Here is a 20136-nt window from a genome sequence, read left to right as displayed (position 1 = left end):
CGACTCTGCGTTGACCCCGCGTGAAACAATGGCCGTATGACCATCGCAACCGCAAAAGCAACTTTCCACACGAGCCTCGGTGACATCGTGGTTGACCTCTTCGGCAACCACGCGCCCAAGACGGTCGCCAACTTCGTTGGCCTGGCCACAGGCGAAAAGTCCTGGACGCACCCGGAGACCGGTGAAGACAAGACCGGTACCCCGCTGTACAACGGCACCATCTTCCACCGCATCATCAAGGACTTCATGATCCAGGGCGGCGATCCCCTTGGTCGCGGCATCGGCGGACCGGGCTACAAGTTCGACGACGAGATCCACCCGGAACTCAACTTCAACACCCCGTACAAGCTGGCCATGGCCAACGCCGGCGTCCAGATGGGCAAGGGCACCAACGGTTCCCAGTTCTTCATCACCACGGTCAACACCGATTGGCTTTTCGGCAAGCACTCCATCTTCGGTGAGGTTGCTGACGAAGAGTCCAAGAAGGTAGTCGACGCCATCGAGGCTGTCCGCACCGGCATGGGCGACCGCCCCGTTGAAGACGTCGTCATCAATAGCATTGACATCGTCCAGCTCTGATCCACGGAGCCTGAACAGCGTATGAGTTACGGAATCCCGGCGGCAGAGCCGTCCGCTGACATTCCGGTGTGCCCCAGGCACCCGGACAGGCCCTCCTACGTGCGGTGCCAGCGTTGCGGGCGTCCTGCGTGCCCCGAATGCCAGCGGGCGGCCGCCGTCGGGTTCCAATGCATTGACTGCGTCAATGAAATGAAGCGTTCGACGCCGGCAGTGCGTTCCGCCTATGGCGGCGCTGTCGCGACCGGACGTCCTTTGGCGACGTACCTGCTTATCGGGCTGTGCGCCCTGGTGTACGTGCTGCAATGGCTGATTCCCGCCGATGCAGTTTTCCAGCAGCTTGCTTTCGCGTCCGTTTACGCCACTCCGCAGTACGGGGCATTCGAGCCATGGCGGATGCTGACGAGCGCTTTTGTCCATTCACAGGGCTTTGTCCTGCACATCGTGCTCAACATGTACATGCTCTGGATTTTTGGCCAGGTACTTGAGCCCGTCCTAGGCCGCGTCCGCTTCCTCGCCGTTTATCTGTTGTCCGCCATTGGCGGCTCAGTTGGTTTCATGCTCCTGACGCCGGCGTTGCCTGCAATCCCGGTCGTAGGCGCGTCAGGTGCGATATTCGGCCTGTTCGGCGCACTGCTGGTGATCCAAAGCCGGCGCGGCGGAGATACCCGGCAATTGTGGATCCTTATCGTCATCAACGGCGTGATTGGCTTTGTTGTCCCGGGAATCGCCTGGCAGGCCCACTTGGGCGGACTCATCACGGGCGGACTGTGTGCCGGCGTGATCGCTTTTGCTCCGCGTGGACCGCGCCAGGCGTTGTTGCAGACTGCCGGCATGGCCCTGGTGGCCGGAGTCCTGGTCCTGGCCACCGTCCTTCGGGCCGCTGCGGGCTAGCCGCTCCGTTTTACCGTCGGAGTTCCTTACCGTCGGAGTTCCTTACCGTAGGAGTTCCTCCAAGCGGTCCATCGACTCTTTGATGCCCGCATCCATGCCGCTGGCTACTGCCATGTCCCGGGCCTGCACGGAGGGGAACACGGAGTGCTGCACCACCCGTGTGCGGCCTCCGAGGTCCTCAAACCTGGTGGTATCCAAGGTGACTTGCCCAGGGGCGCCGTCGAATTCGAAGGTCTGGATGATCCGCAACGGCTCCTGGACCTCGTGGAAGACGCCACGGAAGCCGAACTCGTTGCCCTGGCCGTCCAAATGCGCGTAGCGGTAGCTGCCCCCCGTGCGCGCGTCGTAGGACTCGAGGCGCATTTCCAGTCGACGGGGACCCAACCATTTGACGACGAGTTCGGGATCCGTGAAAGCCTGGAACACCCGCTCCGGCGCCGCATCGAAGTCGCGGCTCGTGTCGATGAACGGCGTGCCCGCTGCGACATCAATGGTTGTTGTGTTGGTGCTCATTGTCCTTCTCCTTTTCCGGATTGTCCTTGTGGGCTGTGCTGGCCAATAGTTCGTCCAACCGGGCGAAACGTTCCTCGGCCTGAAGCCGGTAATTCTCGATCCACTCGGCCAAGGGACCCAGCGCCGTGGTGTTCAAGTGGCAGGGACGGCGCTGCGCTTCCCGGCTCCTCGTGATGAGCCCTGCACCCTCGAGCACTTGAAGGTGCTTGGAGATGGCTTGGAGGGTGACGGTGAAGGGCTGGGCGATCTCATTGACGGTGGCATCGCCCAAGGCCAGCCGCGCCAGTATCTTGCGGCGGACAGGATCAGCGAGGGCCATGAACGCCCTATTGAGCTGGCCTTCCTGATCCAGCACCCCCATACCAATCGTGTCCGGCATGCTTCTCCCCTGCCCTGCTCCAGACTCGAGGGTTGCGGATTTTCCGAATCCACCGCAGTACTCAAGTAATTGGTTTATCAACTAGTTCATTGAATAAGCTCAGCCTAGAGCTGGGCGTCGGGTCCGTCAACACCCCTGGATATGTTTTCCACAGGGGTTATCCACAATGTGTGTAACTTACAAGGGTGTAGTTCGATGGCGAATGGACTCTCAGGGGCGGGATGGCAGGGGCTGCGCTTTGCCCTGGGGATTAACGTCCACATCTGTGGAAAACTTTTACCCACTGGCCTGTGGGTATGTGGATAAGAAGTGCGTTATTCCGGGCTTTGTGGACAACGTCAAGGGTGGCAGCCGTGAGACCGCGGTATCAAGAGAGTTATCAACATTGTTAATAACTCACATTGCTGTAGTTCGGTGTCATTCCCTGCCGCTGAGGGCCGCCGTTCCGGGAGTTTTCCACTTTGCGGGGACAGCTTTTCCCCAACTGTGGATAACTTGTGGGTAGTTGCCTGTTGTTAAGTGTGTAACTACCGCGTCGACGGCCAGGAGGGCCTCGCTACGTGGGTATCAACAGATTGCGATAGTCCGGTTGGCCGCTCGCCCAGCCGGAAGAAGTGGCATCTCAGACGGGGGCGTGCTCGGTGTGGGGAGCAACTGTCTGGGGTCTGCGTGCTGCGTCGCTGATCCGAAGCAGGAGGGCGACGATGATCCAGTTGGCAAGGAGGGAGGATCCGCCCGCGGAGAGGAACGGCGTCGTCAGTCCAGTGAGGGGAATGAGTCGCGTGACGCCGCCGATAATGATGAAGCACTGGAGGGCCATGGAGAAGGCCAGCCCGCAGGCAAGGAGCTTCCCGAAGGCATCCCGGATGCCCAGGGCGGCGCGGAATCCCCTCGTGAAAAGCAGCAAGTAGAGAAGAACGATCGCGAATAGCCCGATCAGGCCGAGTTCTTCACCAAGGGAAGCGATGATCATGTCGCTGTTCGCGAAAGGCACAAGGTCCGGGCTTCCGAGCCCGAGGCCCTTGCCGATCAGGCCGCCGTCGGCCATTCCGAAGAGACCCTGGACGATCTGGGCGCTACCTCCGGGGAAGCGGGTGAAGACCTGGGGGTCGAAGGCATTGATCCAGGCGTCAATGCGCAAGCCGACATGGGAAAAGATCTTTGCTGCCGAGTATCCGCCCAGAAGCATGAGCACGACGCCGAGGACGAGCCAGCTGGCCCGGCTCGTCGCAACATAGATCATCACGATGAAAAGGCCGAACAGCAGTATGGACATGCCGAGATCGTGCTGGAAGACCAGTACGCCGACGCTCGCGGCCCAAGCGGTGATCATCGGTCCGGTGTCCTTGATCCTGGGGAACTGCAGGCGCCCGAATTTCCTGCCGGCCAGCAGGATCAAGTCCCGGTTGGAGGACAAGTAGCCCGCGAAGAAGACGGCGAGAGTAATCTTCACGATCTCGCCAGGCTGGAACTGCAGGGAACCGAGGCGTATCCAGACATTCGCGCCGTTGATGTCTCCGGCGGAAATACCCGGAACGAGGGGAAGGATGAGGAGGGCGGCGCTGACCGCGAGTGCAATGAAGGTGTACCGGCGCAGGAGCCGGTGGTCCTTCAAAAGCCAAAGCACGGCGGCTGCGACCAGGACCGAGACGATTGTCCATGTGAGCTGGTTAGTCCCGGCAGTAGTGCCGTTTGACGCATCCAGGCGTCGGATCATGGCGATGCCGAGGCCGTTCAAAGCCACCACAATGGGGAGGATCACCGGATCCGCATACCTTGCCTTGAACCGCAGGACAACGTGGAAGATCCCGGCCAGCGCCGTCAAGGTGCCCGCTTGAAGCCAGAATCCCACGTCAAGGGCTTCCTTCTTGTCCACGCTGGTCATTGCAAGGGCACCAATGCCCACGCCAAGTGCCAGCACCAACAGCACCATCTCCACGTTTCGGCGAGGCTTCGCCAGAATCGCTTGCTGGCTCATGGGCATCTTCTTTCGTGGATCTCGGGCAGCTGCGCGGGTCCGGTTAAGTGGCTCAAGATCGGGTCAGTGGCTCAACGTAAGGTTCAGTGGGCCATCATAGCCGCAGCGGCTGGGCAGCGGCTGGGCAGCGGTTGGGAACAGGATCCGGTTGCTCAGCGCCCGGCGTCCGTAACGGTTTGTATCACCATGTCATCGAGTTTGGGGAGCGCATGCTCAAGCCGATGCCTGGCCTCGCCGACAGTTTCTTCCACTGCTGACAGCGGCGCGTTGGCGACGACAATCGTCGCTGCGCCGTGGAGGCGATGTCCGACCCAACGCAGTTGCAGCTTCGGCGCGGAGAGTACGCCGGGTGTCATTTCCAACGCGGCCTGGGCGCTGTCCAGCAGTTCCGGTTCTATACCGTCCATCAAGCGCCGACCGATGCTGCGCACCGTCCCCCAGAGCAGGACAATGATGGCCGCCGAAATCAGCAGGCCGACAATCGGGTCCGCCAAAGGGAAACCGAGCAGCACACCGCCGGCGCCAAGCACCACTGCGAGCGAGGTGAATCCGTCAATGCGCGCATGCACGCCGTCGGCGACGAGCGCAGCGGACCCGATCTGCCGGCCGACCCTGATCCTGTACACGGCCACAATTTCATTGCCCGCAAAGCCGATGAGTCCGGCCGCAAGGACCCACCACAGATTGTGCACGGGTTGCGGATGGAACAGGCGATCGATGGATTGCCACGCGGCCACTACTGCCGAAAGCGCGACGACGCCGACAATGAACAGACCCGCAAGGTCCTCCGCCCGTCCGTATCCATAGTTGTAGCGTGGAGTCGCCGTGCGACGTCCCAGAATAAACGCAATCCACAATGGCACTGCGGTGAGAGCGTCCGAAAAGTTGTGGATGGTGTCGGCCAGCAATGCGACCGAGCCGCTGATGAGGACCACGAGGAACTGCAGGACGGTGGTGCCCAGGAGTATGAAAAGACTGATCTTAAGTGCCCGGACGCCCTGTGTACTGGACTCAAGGGCATTGTCGATCGAATCGGCGGCATCGTGGGAGTGCGGGACGAAAAGCTCGTACAGCCACCCCTTGAGACCCTTGTGATGCTCGTGCGAGTGTCCGTCGTGGTCGTGGTCGTGGTCGTGGTCGTGGTCGTGGTCGTGGTCGTGGACGTGGACGTGGACGTGGTGCTCGTGGTGACCAACTTGCTGGTGACTGCTCATGCCGGTTCCTGTTCCGCGCGGTGGTGTGCCGGGGTGCCGCCCAGGGCATGCTCTGCTTGGAATATTGCATCCGCGACCAACTGGCGGGCATGCTCGTTCTCAAGCCGGTACATGACCCTGGTTCCGTCCTGCCGCGTGGAAACCATTCTCGCCAAGCGCATTTTGGCAAGGTGCTGCGATACAGCCGCCGGGGACTTCCCTACGAGTTCCGCCAATGCACCGACGGCCATTTCGCCGTTCCGGAGCGCGAGGACGATCCGGACCCTCGTGGCATCGGCCAGCATCGCGAACACTTCCACAGCCAATTCAACGTATTGGCTGTCGACTCCGAGCGAGCAACCCCTACTATCTGCATTCATACGCAGATTCTTTCATACACCGCGGGCAAACCACATCGAGGACCCGGGATAGCGAAGACGAAGTAGATCGGGCGCCACGATCAGTGGGGCCCGAATGAAGTTCTCAATGCTTCGGGAGTGAACTCTCAGTGAACCCGCGGACACTATCCACAACCTTGTGCACACTGGGTAAAACCATCGGTCCATGGCGCGGGGACCTGGTTGTCACCTGAATGTCGGGGATCCAGGCTTCATGTACGTGGATGTCCACATGAATTGTCCACAGCTGTGGATAAAGTTACGCACTTCTGTGGAAAGAGGGTGGATATCAGAGCCAAACTCCGGAGCTGCCCCGACGGTGGCTGTCGAGCAGATGCGTATCGATCATGCCGATCGCCTCCATCAGCGCATACATGGTTGTGGGGCCAACGAAAGCGAAGCCCTTCTTACGCAGGGCCTTGGAAAGCGCGATCGACTCCTGCGACTGGGTGGCGACGTCGGCATAGGTACGCGGTTCCGGCGTCGTCTCCGGTTGGAACGACCACACGAAGTCCACCAGCCCGCCCTCGCTCCGCAATGCGATCGTGGCTTTGGCGTTGGTGATGGCCGCACGGATCTTGAGGCGGTTGCGCACAATGCCCGAATCCTGCATCAGCCGTTCGACGTCCGCCTCCGTGAAAGCCGCAACGCTATCAGGATGGAAGTCCAGGAAAGCGGACCGGAACGCGTCGCGCTTGCGCAAGATGGTGGCCCAGGACAAGCCGGCTTGGAATCCCTCAAGGCTGATGCGCTCATACAGGCCCCGTTCGTCCCGTACAGGCATGCCCCACTCGTGGTCGTAGTACTCGCGCATGAGCGGGTCAACGGATGCCCAGGGCGGGCGGGCAAGGCCGTCGTCGCCAATGATGGTGCCGTTCTGGGGCGGGTTCATGGGTATTCCTCCACGGGGAGCCGGGCAGAAGCTGTTGTTGACATTGTCCCCCGGTCCTACGACATTCCAGTGACGCGCATCGTGATGTTGATCCGGCCTCTCAGCAGCCCGCAGCCTTCAGGAGCCGTTCCGGTGAGCACTTTGGTGATGCCGTGGTACGCAAAACGGGATGCGCCTCCGAAGACGAACAGGTCGCCTGAAGACAGCTCGACGTCGGTGTACGGCTTCGTGCGCGTCTCTGTGTTTCCGAAGCGGAAGACGCAACTGTCTCCGATGCTGAGCGACACCACGGGGGCCCGGGACTTTTCGTCCTTGTCCTGGTGCATCCCCATCTTGGCCGCCTCGTCGTAGAAATTCACCAGCGCGGTGTCCGGCGTGTAGCCGGCGGCTTCGGCGGCGTCTCCGTAGGCCTCGAACAGTGCTTTGCGGCCCAGGCGAACCATCCAGTCAGGAAAGTCGAGCACCCGCCGCCCGTTGACGTCAAAGGCCTCGCGTGTGTACCTATAGGGCTGCCAATGCCAGCCGAGGCAGACCGTCCGGACGGACATGGGGTGCCCGCCCGGAAGGACGGCGGCGCGCAAAGGGACGGGACCCCGCGTCCACTCTTCGAAACGGGCCGCGATCCACCGCTGCTGCTCAAGGCCCAGCCAGCCGGGAACGTGTACGGCGCCGGGCGCGATCTCCCGTGGACCGGCGTCGGACACGTCCGGCAACTCAAGCGGAAACAGCGGTTCCGTCCATCCTGAGCTCATGCTGGGCTCCATTAGAAGAGCTTGCTTTCCTTCGCCGCGGCTGGTTCTTCGAGTTCCAGGAGGAACCGTTTGTTGTCGAGCCCGCCGGCGTAACCGGTGAGCTTCCCGTCGCGCCCCACAACCCGATGGCACGGAATGATGATGCTCAGTGGATTGCGGCCAACCGCCGAGCCGACGGCCTGGGAAAGGTTGCGATCGCCCAGTTCGGTGGCCAGTTCTCCGTAGCTGACGGTTTCCCCGTACGGAATTTCTTCGAGTCGGGCCCAGACCCGCTGCTGGAATGGATTCCCTGAAGCCTTGAACGGTACGTCGAACACGGTTCGCTCGCCAGCCAGGTATTCGCCAAGTTCAGCGGCGGTTTGCCGGAACAAGGGATCCCCGGCGGGGACGGCTGCACCGAAGAATTCCGAAGGCGGCATATGCCAATGACCCTCGAAGAAGATGCCGGTGAGCAGCTCGTCCCGGGCAGTGAGCGTGAGCCGGCCCAGCGGCGAATCAATGATTGTGTGCCCGGTGGTCATGTCTGGTAGACGCTGCAGGCGGTCGAAGTGTGAGGCCGCCGTTCAGGAGCGCCAGCGGGTGGTCATCAGGAAGCCGATAATCGCGATGCCGAAGCCTGCCACGATGTTCCAGGACGCCCACGCCGGCACGGGAAGCTGGCCGCTCGTGATGTAGAACGTGATGATCCAAAGCAGGCCGATGATCATGAGACCGAACATGACTGGCTTGTACCAGATGGGGTTCGGCTTGTACTGCTGTGCGGTGGCCGCTTCGGTGGGGCGGGCGGCCTTCTTACGGGGCTTGGACTCGGGCACGGATCCTCCTTGGCCGGCTGAATGAAAGGCCGCGCGCCAGCTTGATATCCTGCAGGAAGGAAAATTCCAGCGGTCAACGCGCACGCGGCAGTTCCGGGGTTCGTTCTAGCAGACAAGTCTAGCTGGATTCCGGAGACTGCTCGTCGTCGGGCATCCGCGCCTGTAAAGAGGAGATCCAGTGGCGCAGCAGCAGACGCAGCAAGCCGCTGCCGTGCCGGACGACGGCACAGGAACCGGCGCGGAGGGTCCCCGCCCCGGGGGTCGCAAGCCGCGCAAGGCGCGGCCCAGCAGGGGCGACATAGTGCGCCGGATCGTCCAGATCGTGGGTGAGCTGCTCCTTACCGCGGGACTCATCCTGTTGCTCTTTGTGGCCTGGGAGCTGTGGTGGACCAACGTTGAAGCCGACGCCAAGCAAAGCCAGGCAGTCCAGGGTTTCGCGAAGAGTTTTGCGGGACCTGTGGCACCGGTTGCCCCTGCCAACCCTGCTGCACCGCCCGACTACGGGAAACCCGTGGTTGCCGAAGCTCCCGGGCACGGCGGCATGATCGGCATCATGTACATTCCCCGGTTCGGCCCGGATTATTCGCGGCCCATCATCGAGGGAACCGGTTCCGACATTCTGGACACGCTGGGCCTTGGCCACTACGGAACCACCAGCATGCCCGGAGCCCCGGGCAACTTCGCCGTCGCGGGACACCGCCAGACCCATGGCGCAGTGCTGGACAACATCCATCTCCTGGTACCGGGCGACAAGATATATGTGCAGACCAAAGACGGTTACTACACCTACGTTTTCCGGAACAACCAGATCGTGCTGCCGTCGCGGACGGACGTCCTTCTTCCGGTCCCCACACAGCCCGGCGCGACGCCTACCGAAAGCTACCTGACCATGACCAGCTGCAATCCGCGCTTCGGCGCGGAAGAACGCATCATCGCGTACTCCTTGCTGGAAAGCTGGCAACCCGCCTCCGCCGGCCCGCCGCAGGAGATCGCCAAGCAAGTCGCCCAGACGCGCGGAAAGGGCTAAGCCATGTACGGATGGATCTTCCGCCACCTTCCGGGGCCCCTGTGGGTGCGTATCCTGACATCAGCGGCCCTCGTGGCGTGCGCGCTTGTCCTGATGGTCCAGTTCCTCTTCCCCTGGATGTCACAGTTCACCACCTTCACCGACTCAACGATTGGTTCAGCACAGCAGCCATGAGCACAACAAAAATCCTCGTCGTGGACAACTACGACAGCTTCGTCTACACCCTTGTCGGCTACTTGCAGGAACTCGGCGCGGAAACCACCGTGGTCCGGAACGACGACGTCACCCTCGCCGAGGCGATTGAACTGGCGGAGGCGCGCGACGGCGTGCTGATCTCCCCCGGCCCGGGCACCCCTGCCGAAGCCGGCGTCTGCATTGAGCTGATCAAGTGGTGCGGAGACAACAACAAGCCGATGTTCGGGGTCTGCCTCGGGCACCAGGCGCTGGCCGAAGCCTATGGCGGGACTGTCACGCACGCGCCGGAGCTGATGCACGGCAAGACATCACCTGTCCAGCATGACGGCAAGAGCGTTTTCGCCGGTCTGCCCTCGCCGGTGACGGCCACCCGCTACCACTCCCTGGCGGCTGTCCGGGAAAGCATTCCCGACGTCCTGGAAATCACGGCCGAAACCGCCAGCGGGGTTGTCATGGGCCTGCAGCACCGTTCGGCGCCGCTGTGCGGTGTGCAGTTCCACCCGGAATCGGTGCTGACCGAAGGTGGCTACCTGATGCTCGGCAACTGGCTCGAGTCGCTCGGGATGTCCGGAGCAGCCGCCCGTGCGGCTACCCTGAGCCCCCTGATCCAGCGCTAACCGCCGCCTAACAACCCGCCTGAGTCTCCGCGGCCGCCGCCCCTGGTGTCGCTGGGCGACGGCGTAGGCGTCGGAGTGGGACTCGGGTGCGGGGCGGGAGCCTTGGCGACAATCACGCTGATGGTCTTGCCCTGCTCCACCAGGGAATTGAAGGCATCGCCCTGGCTCGTTACCTTTCCCGGGGTTACTTGCGAATTCTCCTGTTCGGTGACCGCGATGGCCAGGCCGTTCGCTTTGAGCAGCGCTTCGGCATCGGCCTCGCTCAACCCAACGAGTTGAGGCACGGATACCTTGCCCGTGGACACCACCAAGTCAACGGTGCTGCCCACTCCAACCACAGCCCCTGAAGCCGGCTTGGTGCTGATCACGGAGCCTGCTGGAACCGTTGGGCTATTGGCCAGGGTACTTGAACCGCCCACGAGGCCGGCCTGACGCAGGAGGTCGCGGGCCGCGGCTTCGGTGAGGCCGCTCAAGCCCGCCGGGACAGTCGCCGAGACCGGCCCGTCTGAAACGTTGAGCATGACTTGCGATTTCGGCGCCACTTGGGACCCCACGCCGGGGTCGCTGCTGATCACGGTCCCTTTGGGAACCTTGTCATCCGGGACATGGTGCGACTCCGGGCTGAGATTGGCGCCGTACAGCGTCTGCAATGCCGTGGCCTCGCTCATTCCGGCGACCTGCGGTACCGCGATCAACGCGGGCGGTGCCGGCTTCTGGTTCACCGTGCTGTACACCCAGAATGCGCCCCCCGCCAAGACCAGCAGGACCAAAATAACCACCACGGTGGTCCACGCCCGACGGCGGGACTTCTGCCGGGCGGTCCGCTCGCGTTCAGGGACGAAACCAAGCGGCATGGCGCCGTCGTGGTCTGCTTCAGGTTCCGGCTCGCCGGCCTGGAAGGCCAGTATGTCCTGGTCGCCGGGGGCCTGGCCGTTGCCCGACCCCCCGATCAGGGTGCTGTCCAGGAATTCGGCGCCCGCCAGGCCGCTCACCAAGCCACCTTCCGGAATCTGCTGTGTCGACGGAACCGCGTCCTGGACGTCCGTGGGTGTTCCGGCGGCAAGGGCCGGGACCGCCACGCCGTTCTTGGCCGCACGCAAGGCACGCCGGAATGCGGCAGCATCCTGGAAACGATCGGCCCGATTCTTCTGCAGGCCCTTGGCCAGGACGCTGTCCAGTGCCTCCGACACGGCCGGATTGAAGGTGCTGGCAGGCTCCGGGATCTCGCGGACGTGCTGGTAGGCCACAGAGACAGGGCTGTCGCCCGTGAACGGAGGGCGGGACGTCAGCATCTCAAACAGGAGGCAGGCCGCGGAGTACAGATCGCTGCGGGCATCCACGGTCTCGCCAAGGGCCTGCTCCGGCGACAGGTACTGGGCAGTACCGACGACGGCTTGCGTCTGGGTCATGGTTGCCGCGGAATCGGCCATCGCCCGGGCGATTCCGAAGTCCATGACCTTCACATCGTTTGACTCCCCGGTCACCATGACGTTGGCAGGCTTGATGTCGCGATGCACGATCCCGGCCTTGTGGCTGTACTCCAGCGCGGCAAGGACGCCAAGGATGAACTCGATGGCTTGATCGATGTCCACTTCCTTGGCACGGATCAGATCGCGCAGAGTCCGGCCGGACACGTATTCCATGACGATGTAAGGGACGCGGACGTCCTCGCCCGGTCCACCGGACACCGTGTACTCTCCGGTGTCATAGATGGCGACGATCGAGGAGTGGTTCAAGGCCGCCACCGCTTGTGCCTCGCGCTTGAAGCGGGCATGGAACTGCGGATCGCGGGCAAGATCGGCACGGAGCAGCTTCACCGCCACGGTTCGTCCAAGCACCGTGTCGACGCCCTTGTAGACATCGGCCATGCCACCACGGCCGAGCAATTCACCGAGTTCGTACCGCCCGTTGAGGACGCGCTGGGATGTCATTGGAGTGCTGTCCTCTCTGTGGGCAGGGGTGGAGCGTCCGGTTGGCATGGTGTCTTATTGGCTGGCTGAAGGAGAAGGGGATGCGGCCGGCTTGGACAGGTGATAGGTGACGACGGACCCGGCGGGTACTTTCTGTCCGGCGGCAGGATCGGAACTGACGAATGTTCCCGGCGCCTGGCCCGTTGATCCGTTGACGGGGTTTCCGGTGACCCAGCGCAGGCCCGCGCCTTCGATGGCAGCCTGCACTTGTGATTCGGTGGCTCCCTTGCCGATGGTCGGCACCGTGACCATCTGCGGTCCCTTGGAGTAACTGACGGTGATGGTCGATCCCTTGGCTACGGGGCCGGCAGGATTGATGTCGATGACAGTGCCGGGCGTGGACGGATCGAAGACCTGGACACCGCTGACCACGAGGCCGAGTGCATTGAGGTCCGAGCGCACCTTGTCGTACGGCTGTCCCTTGTACTGCTCGGGGATCAGGTTGATGGTCTCGGGGGTGGAGGTCGTAGGCGTCGGGGTGGCCGAGGTCTCCGTGGGGCTTGGACTTGCCGAAGTTGGAGGTGCGCTTGAGACCTGGGCCGGAGGGGTGGTGCTTGCGGGTGCTGGACTGCTGGGCGAGAACAGCCCGGACTGGGTCAGGAGGGCCCCCACCACGGCGAGCAGCACGAGCACGATCAGGGCGACGAGCGGCCACGTCCACGGGCTGCGCTTCTTCCGCTGCGGCTGCTCCTGGTACTCCTCCTCTTCATGGAAGTACTGGTTGTCCTCGTCGGCCTGATCCAAACTGCGTTCGGCTGCCAGGGCATTGGCACGGGCCAGCGGATTTCCACCTTCGGCTGCGGCCGCCCCCACTGCAGCGGCTCCCGCAGCGGCGGCGCCGACCACCGGGAGCGCCGACGTCGACGTCGACCGGGCTTCCCTGCCGTACGGCGAGGTGACGATGCCTGTGGGCGCGGTGGCGATGTCCGTGGGCGCAGTGATGGGGCCCGTGGCGGATTCGAACAGTAGCATCCCCGGCACGGCCGCGTGTGCCGCCGCGATATCGCCGGCGCGGATCGCTTCTGCGGCTTCAGCCAGTTTGATGGCATCTGCAGGACGGTTCTTCGGATCCTTGGCGAGCATGGACATCAGCAGGGCGCGTATCGGGGTGGGCAGGCTTTCGGGCAGCGGCGGCGGGGCGTCGTTGACCTGTGCCAGCGCAATGGCGATCTGGGATTCGCCGGAGAACGGACGATGCCCTGTAAGGCACTCGTAGCCGATAATCCCGAGGGAATATATGTCCGAGGCCCCCGTGGCCGTTTGCCCCGTGGCCTGCTCCGGAGCCAGGTACTGGGCCGTACCCATGACCTGGCCGGTCTGCGTGAGCGGAACCTGGTCTGCCAGGCGGGCGATGCCGAAGTCGGTGATCTTGACACGGAAGTCCGGTGTGATCAGGAGGTTCCCCGGTTTGATGTCCCGGTGCACCAGGCCCTGGGCATGCGCAGGCGCCAGCGCCCGGGCGGTCTGGGAAATGATGGACAGGGTACGGTCCGGGGAAAGCACCTGCTCGTGTTCCAGGATGCTGCTCAGCGGCTGACCAGGCACCAATTCCATGACCAGGTAGGCGGAGCCGTCTTCCTCTCCGTAGTCGAAGACGTTGGCGATCCCGACGTGATTAAGCAGCGCGGTGTGGCGGGCCTCGGCTCGGAACCGCTGGAGGAACCCGGGGTCACCCGTGTATTCCTCCTTGAGTACCTTGATGGCGACGATCCGGCCAAGGATCTGGTCCTTGGCCCTCCAGACCTCTCCCATGCCGCCAATCGCAATACGACTGGTCAGCTGGAACCTGCCGCCGAGGGTGATTCCTGACGTAGGCCTCACTTGTTCAACACCGCCTCAAAAATCTTCTTCGCGTTCGGACTGGTTAGCTTTGCGCCGGTAGACACATCAACGCCTTCCATGACAATCGTGACGGCTACCTGCGGGTCGTTGGCCGGGGCGAACCCGGTAAACCATGAGTTGTTCAAACCTGAATTGCCAAGTTGCGCCGTACCGGTCTTGCCGGCCACCGGGACTCCCGGTACCGCGGCGCCGCTCGCAATGCCCTTGGACACGACGTCGGTCATCCACTGTGTGATCTGGCTGGCGATGTCAGGCGTGGTGGAAGTACGCAGCGCCTCGGCCTTGGGCTCGCTGATGACACGCAGGTCCGGTGCCCGCACAGTCTTGATGAGGTTCGGCTTCATCTGGATGCCCTTATTGGCAATAGCCGCGGTCATCATGGCGATTTGCAGCGGAGTGGCCCTGACGTCACGCTGTCCGACGGCGGACTGGGCCAACGCTGCCTGGTCCAGATTCTTGGGGAAGACACTGACCGCGGACTGAAGCTTGAGCTGGTCCCCGAAATCCTGTCCGAAGCCAAACTTGCTGGCCTGGTCCGCGATGGCCTGCTGTCCCAGGTCCAGAGCGATGCTGGCGAAGGGCGTGTTGCACGATTGTTCCAAGGCGAAAGGGAAATCGGCCGTGCTTCTGGTTGAACAGTTGCCGCCGGCATAGTTGGGCAGCGAGGCGCTCGAACCGGGCAAGGGAAGGCTGTCCGGGTTCGGCAAGACACTATCCTTGTTGTACTTCCCGGAGTTCAAGGCAGCCGCGGTATCTACAAGCTTAAACACCGAACCGGGCGCCAGGAGCTCGCCGGTGGGTCCGCTCACGGACTGGTTGAGATTGATGCCGGGGACCTGGTTGATTTGGTCGTAGCCGGCCTTTTCCTTGGCGGGATCGTGCGTGGCGATCAGGTTGGGATCATAGGACGGCTTGGAGACCATCGCGATGATGGCTCCCGTCTTCGGGTTGGTGACGACAATCGAGCCGCGCTGGCCGTCAGGAATGAGGTCGTAGGCGAGCTTCTGGATCACCGGATCGAGGGTCAATTCCACAGAGGCGCCCTTCGGCTGGCTGCCGAGGAAGATCTGGCTCACCCGGTCCAGGAAGAGCTGGTCGGAGCTGCCGCCCAGTTCATCACGAAGCTGCTGCTCAAGCCCGGTGGACCCGTAGGTCCTCGAGAAGTAGCCGGTGATCCCCGCATAGAGCTCCGGCTGGGTATATCTGCGTTGGTACTTGCAGGTTTCGTCTCCGGCAACGGATTCGGCGATTGGCTTGCCGCCCACGATGATGGCCCCGCGGTCGTTGCAGTAGTTCGCCAGGACGGCGCGCTGGTTCCACGGATTGTCGTTGAGGTCGCCGGCGCCGATGACCTGGACATAGCTGATCGCGCCAAAGAGGAGGGCGAACATGGCAACTGCTGCCATCCACGCGTTGCGTATGGAATGGTTCATGAGGTCTGCACCGCCTCTGTGGGGGCATGGGTAATGGGCGTAGTGTCCACCGGACCGCGCGCGGTGTTCGAGATCATAAGCAGCAAGCCCACGATGATCCAGTTGGCAAGCAAAGAGGAACCGCCTGCCGCAAGGAAGGGAGTGGTGAGCCCCGTCAGCGGGATCAGCCGCGTTACCCCGCCGATCACCACGAAGCACTGCAACGCGATGGCAAAGGACAGGCCACAAGCCAAGAGCTTGCCGAACGCGTCCCGCGCTCCAAGAGCCGCGCGGAACCCTCGGGTGAAGAGCAGCATGTAGAGCATCACGACCGCAAAGAGACCGATCAGTCCCAGTTCCTCACCGATGAGGGCTACGATCATGTCGCTGTTGGCGAACGGCACCAGATCCGGCCTGCCTTGTCCGAGACCCGTGCCTGCGAGACCGCCGTCGGCCATGCCGAAGAGGCCTTGGACGATCTGTCCGCTGCCGCCCGGAGACCGGTCGAAGACTTCGGGGGTGAACGCGTTCCACCAGCTGTCCAGGCGGAAGGCGACGTGCGAGAAGAACCTTGACGCCAGGAATCCGCCACCAAGGATCAGCGCGACGCCGATGACCACCCAGCTGATCCGGCTCGTTGCGACGTAAATGATCACGATGAACAGGCCGAAGAAAAGGATCGAGGTGCCTAGGTCCCGCTGGAACACCAGGATGCCGATGCTCACGAGCCAAGCGGTGATCATGGGGCCAAGATCCTTGAAACGCGGCAATTGCATGGGGCCGATTTTGCGGCCGGCAAGCAGGATGAGGTCTCTGTTGGAGGAAAGATAACCTGCGAAGAATATAGCCAGGGTGATCTTGGCAATTTCGCCCGGCTGGAAAGTCATGGGACCGATCCGGATCCAGACGCTGGCGCCCAGCACTTCGCCGGCGGAAATACCGGGAACGAGCGGCAGTACAAGGAGAACTGCGCTGGCCGCCAGCGAGATAAAGGTGAAGCGGCGAAGGAGGCGGTGGTCCTTGAGGAACCAGATCACGACGATTGACACGGCCATGGCCAGGAGGGTCCAGCGCAACTGGTTGTTCCCCGTGTCCTCGCCTGGCAGGTCCATGCGATGGATGAGGGCCAGTCCCAAGCCGTTGAGGGCAACCACGATCGGAAGGATGATCGGATCGGCATATTTTGCGCGGAACCTGAGGATCATGTGGAAAGCGAATGCCGCCACGACCAAGAGACCCGACTGGAACCAGAAATCGCTGTTGAAAGCGGCCGGACTATTGAGCCCGACCATGGCGCTGGCGCCGATTCCCACGGCAAGGGCAAGGACCAGCAGGACGAGCTCGACGTTGCGGCGCGGCTTGGGTGTAGTGATGGCCGGAGTCATGGGGACACCGCGCATGTAGGGACCGCAGTGGACGAGGGTGACGATGTTGGCCGGTTCGAAGGACTCGGGCTTGGCGGCGTGGGGGTTGCCGTGGCGGTCGGACTTGCCGTCGGCCTGGCTGTGCCCGTGGGGCAATTGACGGGCAGCCCCGTGGTGCCCTTTTCCTGTAGGTTCTTCACAATCTGCTGGGCATCGGAGAGATCCCGCGCCGGAACCGTCTGGCGAACAACTTGTTGCGTGTATTCAGGCAAAGAGTCCATGCGGATGTTCGTCGTGGCTTCTACTTTCGAGAGCTGGAAAGGGCCAAGGCTCTGGGAAATGCCGTTGAAAATTGCGACGTGCTGGTTGAATTCACCGACGTAGTAGCGCGTCTGGGTCCACGCATAGCCAAGCCACAATCCGGCCACCACGAATATGGCAAGGACCGCGGCAATGGCCGGCGTCAACCAGCGCCGCTTCTGCGCGACGAGGGGTTGTGGTTCCTGGCGGTCCTGTTCGGCCTTGTGGGTCAGCACGGTGGCAGCCCGGCGTGCAACGCTGCGTCCGGCTACGGTCGGGATCGAACCCGTGGCGGCGGCGGTTGCGGCAGCACCGACCAGTTCGTGCGGACGGCTAGCGAGCTCTTCGCGGAGGATCTCCGCCGACAGGTGCTCGCCAAGGTGGGGGTCTGTCGCCGTTGGAGGCTCAGTAGTCGCGGCGGGTTTTCCAGGATCCTCCGCAGCGGGCTCGGTCGCGGCGGTGGGTTTCGCCGCCGTGGCGGAAGGCCCGGCGTCGGACGTTGTTTCCGGCGGCGTGACCTGGCCGGCCGCGGGGCTGTTGGCTCCGGTCTCTTTGGCCCGGGCTGCCGTTTTGCCCGCGCTGTCCTTGTCCGGCGCGGACTTTCCGGGATCCGCATTCGGTAGCGCTGGCGCTTGCGGGACGACGTCGACGGCGGCGGTGCTCAGGTTGTCGCCGGTTTCTTCCACGATTTCCAACAGCACCACGGTGACGTTATCCGGAGCGCCGTTGGCGAGCGTGAGCTCAACGAGGAGCTCGGCGCATTCGGCGAGGTCCTTGGTTTCGCGGACTACTTGCTCCACGACTGCGCCTTGGACATAGTTCAGGCCATCGGAGCAGAGGAGCCAGCGTTCGCCCGGTTCGACGTCGAGCTCGTCAAGGTCCAGTTCGGGGCTGGCGTCCACGTCGCCCAGAACGCGCATGAGGACGTTCTTGTGCGGGTGGGTTTCGGCTTCTTCCGGACGGAGCCGGCCTTCATCGATCAGCCTCTGGACGAAAGTGTGGTCCACGCTGATCTGCTCGAATTTGCCGTTGCGCAGGCGGTAGGCGCGGGAATCGCCGATGTGCGCGAAGTGCAGCCGCCTGCCTTCGAGCAGCAGGGCGGTGACCGTGGTGCCCATGCCTGCGAGCTTCGGGTCCACGTGGACGAGCTCGGAGAGGAGGGAATTGGCGGTCTGGATTTCGTCTGCCAGGACTGTTTCCGCGCCGTCCGGGTAGGAATCGTGATCGAGGTGGATCATGTCCAGCACGGTGGATGCTGAGGCGACATCCCCGCCCGCGTGCCCGCCCATGCCGTCCGCGACGACGGCAAGATGCCGGCCGGCATACGCGGAGTCGTCGTTCTTCGAGCGGACACGCCCGACGTCGGACCGCGCCGCGTAACGCATGATGAGGCGGGTTTCCGGAGGCGGCGACTTGCCTTCGGATGCCTGGGGGGAAGCCATGGGCTACGCCCTCAATTCGATGACCGTCTTGCCGATCCTCACGGGGACGCCAAGCTCCACCGGCAGGGCGCGGGTCAATTGCTGATCGGCGAGGTAGGTGCCGTTGGTGGAACCAAGATCTTCGATGAACCATCGGCTGCCCTGGGGGAACAAGCGCGCGTGCCTGCCCGACGCGTAGTCATCCTCGAGGACCAACGTGGCCTCTTGTGCGCGGCCCAGCAGAATGGGGCTCGCCGCCAAAGGAACCGTGGTCCCCTTGAGCGGTCCCTCGACGACGACGAGTTGGTGCGCCTGCTGCTTCACGGGCTGGGGCGGTGCGGGGGCGAGCTCCGGGTGCTTGCGTACTTCGCGCGCCGTCGGAGTTCCCATGGCTGCTTTACGGCCGATTACGAGATCGCGACGCATGGTCGAGACGATGCTGAAGATCAATATCCACAGCAACAGCAGGAAGCCGAAGCGGAGCGCGGTGATGGTCAGTTCGCTGATGTCGCTCACGGGCGCCCACCAGAGGGCTGGGGGAGAAGTCTGAAGATGATCTTGGTCCGTCCCATGGTGATGGTGGATCCGTCAGTAAGTTCCACACTGCCGTCCACTCTGTGGCCGTTGACGTAGCTTCCGTTGGTGGAACCGAGGTCGACGGCGCGGATGACTCCGTCCGCCGTCTGGATTTCCAAGTGCTTGCGCGAGACGCCGGTATCTTCCACCAGGATGTCGGCCTCGGATGACCTGCCGAGGACAATGGAAGGCGCGTTGAGGGAATAGCGTTGCCCGCCGATATCCAGGACCGGCTGGAGTCGCGTGGGCTCCCGGTTCGGCGCGGCGGGGACTACCGGCCGAGGCACCGCAGCCCCGTCGGATTTCTCCGTGCGGGACGTGATTTCGAAATGGCCTTCGCGCTGGGCATCGTCGTGACGGAAGGAGATCCGTACCGGACCCTGCAGGATGTAACCTTGGCTGCGCACGTGCTGGATGACGACATCGCACAATTCTTCGGCCAGGGGAGTACCCCATTCCTGGGCGCGCGCGAAGTCTGCATCGCTCAAGAGGACATCGAAGACGTTGGGAGCCAAGGTACGGCCGGCCGAAATAGTGATGGACTTGTTGTCCAGTTCGCGGCGAAGCTTGCTGGCTATCTCCACGGGCACCACCCGTGCCCGCGACCCGGTAGAGAAGACGCCGCGGACGGCCTTTTCGATGCCACGCTCAACCCTGTCAAGCAAGCCCATGGTCCTTCTCCTTCCGTTTCGTTGACCCTGCAGTATCAGTAGCCAGGACGAATCCCTGCAGTGGCCGGAGCGCACGCAAGAAGCCTGTCTTCAACCCCGATACTACTGGGCAAGACTGTGAATGGCCTTATTCCACAACGGCTGGAACGCCGGAAAAGTTCGCCGGCCCGCATCATTCCGGGACGCTTCCTGCGTGATTTCTGCATCATGCGGGGGACCGGCAATCCGTGGCGCTCCGGGGTTTTACGGCCCCGTCCTTGGTCGATTGGCGTTTTCAAGAGGTTGTCCGTTATGCTTGATCTCGCTGCTTTCGCAGGGGTAACGCCGGGGAAACCTGGTTCGGCCTGGGGC

General features: G+C 63.0%; 21 protein-coding genes. 5 read left to right on the top strand and 16 right to left on the bottom strand.

Translation table 11 applies throughout. From position 1 onward, the window contains the following. Window positions 1–36: 36 nt before the first annotated feature. Together AB0O52_RS14505 and AB0O52_RS14500 are read left to right on the top strand one after the other, a co-directional pair. Window positions 37–579: a peptidylprolyl isomerase gene (locus AB0O52_RS14505; RefSeq protein ID WP_364538684.1), complete on the top strand. Its 543-nt coding sequence runs from the start codon at window positions 37–39 to the stop codon at window positions 577–579. Window positions 580–600: 21 nt separating this feature from the next. Beyond that, the gene (locus AB0O52_RS14500; protein WP_364538683.1) at window positions 601–1470 is read left to right on the top strand and encodes a rhomboid family intramembrane serine protease; all 870 of its coding nucleotides are present in this window, start codon (window positions 601–603) and stop codon (window positions 1468–1470) included. A 42-nt stretch (window positions 1471–1512) separates the two neighbouring features. Here the strand turns inward: AB0O52_RS14500 and AB0O52_RS14495 are convergent, their stop codons facing one another. The 9 genes from AB0O52_RS14495 to AB0O52_RS14455 form a co-directional block, all read right to left on the bottom strand. After that, a complete protein-coding gene (locus tag AB0O52_RS14495; RefSeq protein ID WP_364538681.1) occupies window positions 1513–1983 on the bottom strand; it encodes an SRPBCC family protein in 471 nt (156 codons plus the stop codon). Continuing rightward, the gene (locus tag AB0O52_RS14490; RefSeq protein WP_364538679.1) at window positions 1958–2362 is read right to left on the bottom strand and encodes a metalloregulator ArsR/SmtB family transcription factor; all 405 of its coding nucleotides are present in this window, start codon (window positions 2360–2362) and stop codon (window positions 1958–1960) included. The genes AB0O52_RS14495 and AB0O52_RS14490 overlap by 26 nt, the downstream gene beginning before the upstream one ends. Window positions 2363–2984: 622 nt before the next feature. Next, a complete protein-coding gene (locus AB0O52_RS14485) occupies window positions 2985–4340 on the bottom strand; it encodes an FtsW/RodA/SpoVE family cell cycle protein (protein ID WP_364538677.1) in 1356 nt (451 codons plus the stop codon). Between the two features lie 152 nt (window positions 4341–4492). Continuing rightward, window positions 4493–5554, bottom strand: coding sequence for a cation diffusion facilitator family transporter (locus tag AB0O52_RS14480; protein ID WP_364538675.1), 1062 nt, complete (start codon window positions 5552–5554; stop codon window positions 4493–4495). Then, a complete protein-coding gene (locus AB0O52_RS14475) occupies window positions 5551–5913 on the bottom strand; it encodes a metalloregulator ArsR/SmtB family transcription factor (RefSeq protein ID WP_364538673.1) in 363 nt (120 codons plus the stop codon). Before AB0O52_RS14475 ends, AB0O52_RS14480 begins: the two co-directional genes overlap by 4 nt. 307 nt (window positions 5914–6220) lie before the next feature. Continuing rightward, window positions 6221–6823 (bottom strand): DNA-3-methyladenine glycosylase I, encoded by a 603-nt coding sequence (locus AB0O52_RS14470; RefSeq protein WP_364538671.1) that lies wholly within the window; start codon window positions 6821–6823, stop codon window positions 6221–6223. A gap of 56 nt (window positions 6824–6879) precedes the next feature. Further along, window positions 6880–7575: an alpha-ketoglutarate-dependent dioxygenase AlkB gene (locus AB0O52_RS14465; RefSeq protein WP_364538669.1), complete on the bottom strand. Its 696-nt coding sequence runs from the start codon at window positions 7573–7575 to the stop codon at window positions 6880–6882. Between the two features lie 11 nt (window positions 7576–7586). After that, on the bottom strand, window positions 7587–8096 hold the full coding sequence (locus tag AB0O52_RS14460) for a methylated-DNA--[protein]-cysteine S-methyltransferase (protein WP_364538667.1): 510 nt from the start codon (window positions 8094–8096) through the stop codon (window positions 7587–7589). Window positions 8097–8138: 42 nt separating this feature from the next. Then, window positions 8139–8390 (bottom strand): cell division protein CrgA, encoded by a 252-nt coding sequence (locus tag AB0O52_RS14455; protein WP_364538665.1) that lies wholly within the window; start codon window positions 8388–8390, stop codon window positions 8139–8141. Window positions 8391–8688: 298 nt separating this feature from the next. Between AB0O52_RS14455 and AB0O52_RS14450 the strand changes: the two genes are divergently transcribed. From AB0O52_RS14450 to AB0O52_RS14440, 3 genes are read left to right on the top strand one after another with little or no spacing between them, the layout of a single operon-like run. Next, window positions 8689–9417 carry a class E sortase gene (locus AB0O52_RS14450; RefSeq protein ID WP_364538859.1) on the top strand — a complete coding sequence of 243 codons (729 nt, stop codon included), beginning with the start codon at window positions 8689–8691 and terminating at the stop codon, window positions 9415–9417. Between the two features lie 3 nt (window positions 9418–9420). Further along, window positions 9421–9591 (top strand): hypothetical protein, encoded by a 171-nt coding sequence (locus AB0O52_RS14445; RefSeq protein WP_284982801.1) that lies wholly within the window; start codon window positions 9421–9423, stop codon window positions 9589–9591. Further along, a complete protein-coding gene (locus AB0O52_RS14440) occupies window positions 9588–10229 on the top strand; it encodes an aminodeoxychorismate/anthranilate synthase component II (RefSeq protein WP_364538663.1) in 642 nt (213 codons plus the stop codon). The genes AB0O52_RS14445 and AB0O52_RS14440 overlap by 4 nt, the downstream gene beginning before the upstream one ends. Here the strand turns inward: AB0O52_RS14440 and pknB are convergent. Genes pknB through AB0O52_RS14405 form a run of 7 tightly spaced genes read right to left on the bottom strand, consistent with a single transcriptional unit; the run spans window position 10226 to window position 19785 of the window. Further along, window positions 10226–12160, bottom strand: coding sequence for a Stk1 family PASTA domain-containing Ser/Thr kinase (gene pknB, locus AB0O52_RS14435; protein WP_364538661.1), 1935 nt, complete (start codon window positions 12158–12160; stop codon window positions 10226–10228). The two genes, AB0O52_RS14440 and pknB, sit on opposite strands and share 4 nt — an antisense overlap. 54 nt (window positions 12161–12214) lie before the next feature. Beyond that, entirely contained in the window at window positions 12215–14020 is a 1806-nt protein-coding gene (locus AB0O52_RS14430; RefSeq protein ID WP_364538659.1) for a protein kinase, read from the bottom strand. Next, the gene (locus tag AB0O52_RS14425) at window positions 14017–15474 is read right to left on the bottom strand and encodes a penicillin-binding protein 2 (RefSeq protein WP_364538657.1); all 1458 of its coding nucleotides are present in this window, start codon (window positions 15472–15474) and stop codon (window positions 14017–14019) included. Before AB0O52_RS14425 ends, AB0O52_RS14430 begins: the two co-directional genes overlap by 4 nt. Then, window positions 15471–16838, bottom strand: coding sequence for an FtsW/RodA/SpoVE family cell cycle protein (locus AB0O52_RS14420; protein WP_364538655.1), 1368 nt, complete (start codon window positions 16836–16838; stop codon window positions 15471–15473). Before AB0O52_RS14420 ends, AB0O52_RS14425 begins: the two co-directional genes overlap by 4 nt. After that, on the bottom strand, window positions 16835–18559 hold the full coding sequence (locus AB0O52_RS14415; RefSeq protein ID WP_364538653.1) for a protein phosphatase 2C domain-containing protein: 1725 nt from the start codon (window positions 18557–18559) through the stop codon (window positions 16835–16837). Before AB0O52_RS14415 ends, AB0O52_RS14420 begins: the two co-directional genes overlap by 4 nt. Window positions 18560–18562: 3 nt before the next feature. After that, window positions 18563–19045, bottom strand: a complete 483-nt coding sequence (locus AB0O52_RS14410) for an FHA domain-containing protein (protein WP_364538857.1) — start codon at window positions 19043–19045, stop codon at window positions 18563–18565. A gap of 5 nt (window positions 19046–19050) precedes the next feature. Then, the gene (locus AB0O52_RS14405; protein WP_364538651.1) at window positions 19051–19785 is read right to left on the bottom strand and encodes a DUF3662 and FHA domain-containing protein; all 735 of its coding nucleotides are present in this window, start codon (window positions 19783–19785) and stop codon (window positions 19051–19053) included. Window positions 19786–20136: the final 351 nt, after the last annotated feature.

This window comes from Arthrobacter sp. NPDC080073 (assembly GCF_040686575.1).
Classification (GTDB): Bacteria; Actinomycetota; Actinomycetes; order Actinomycetales; family Micrococcaceae; genus Arthrobacter.
The sequence above is the reverse complement of the archived record's forward strand: the minus strand, read 5'-3'. Positions and strand labels throughout refer to the sequence as shown.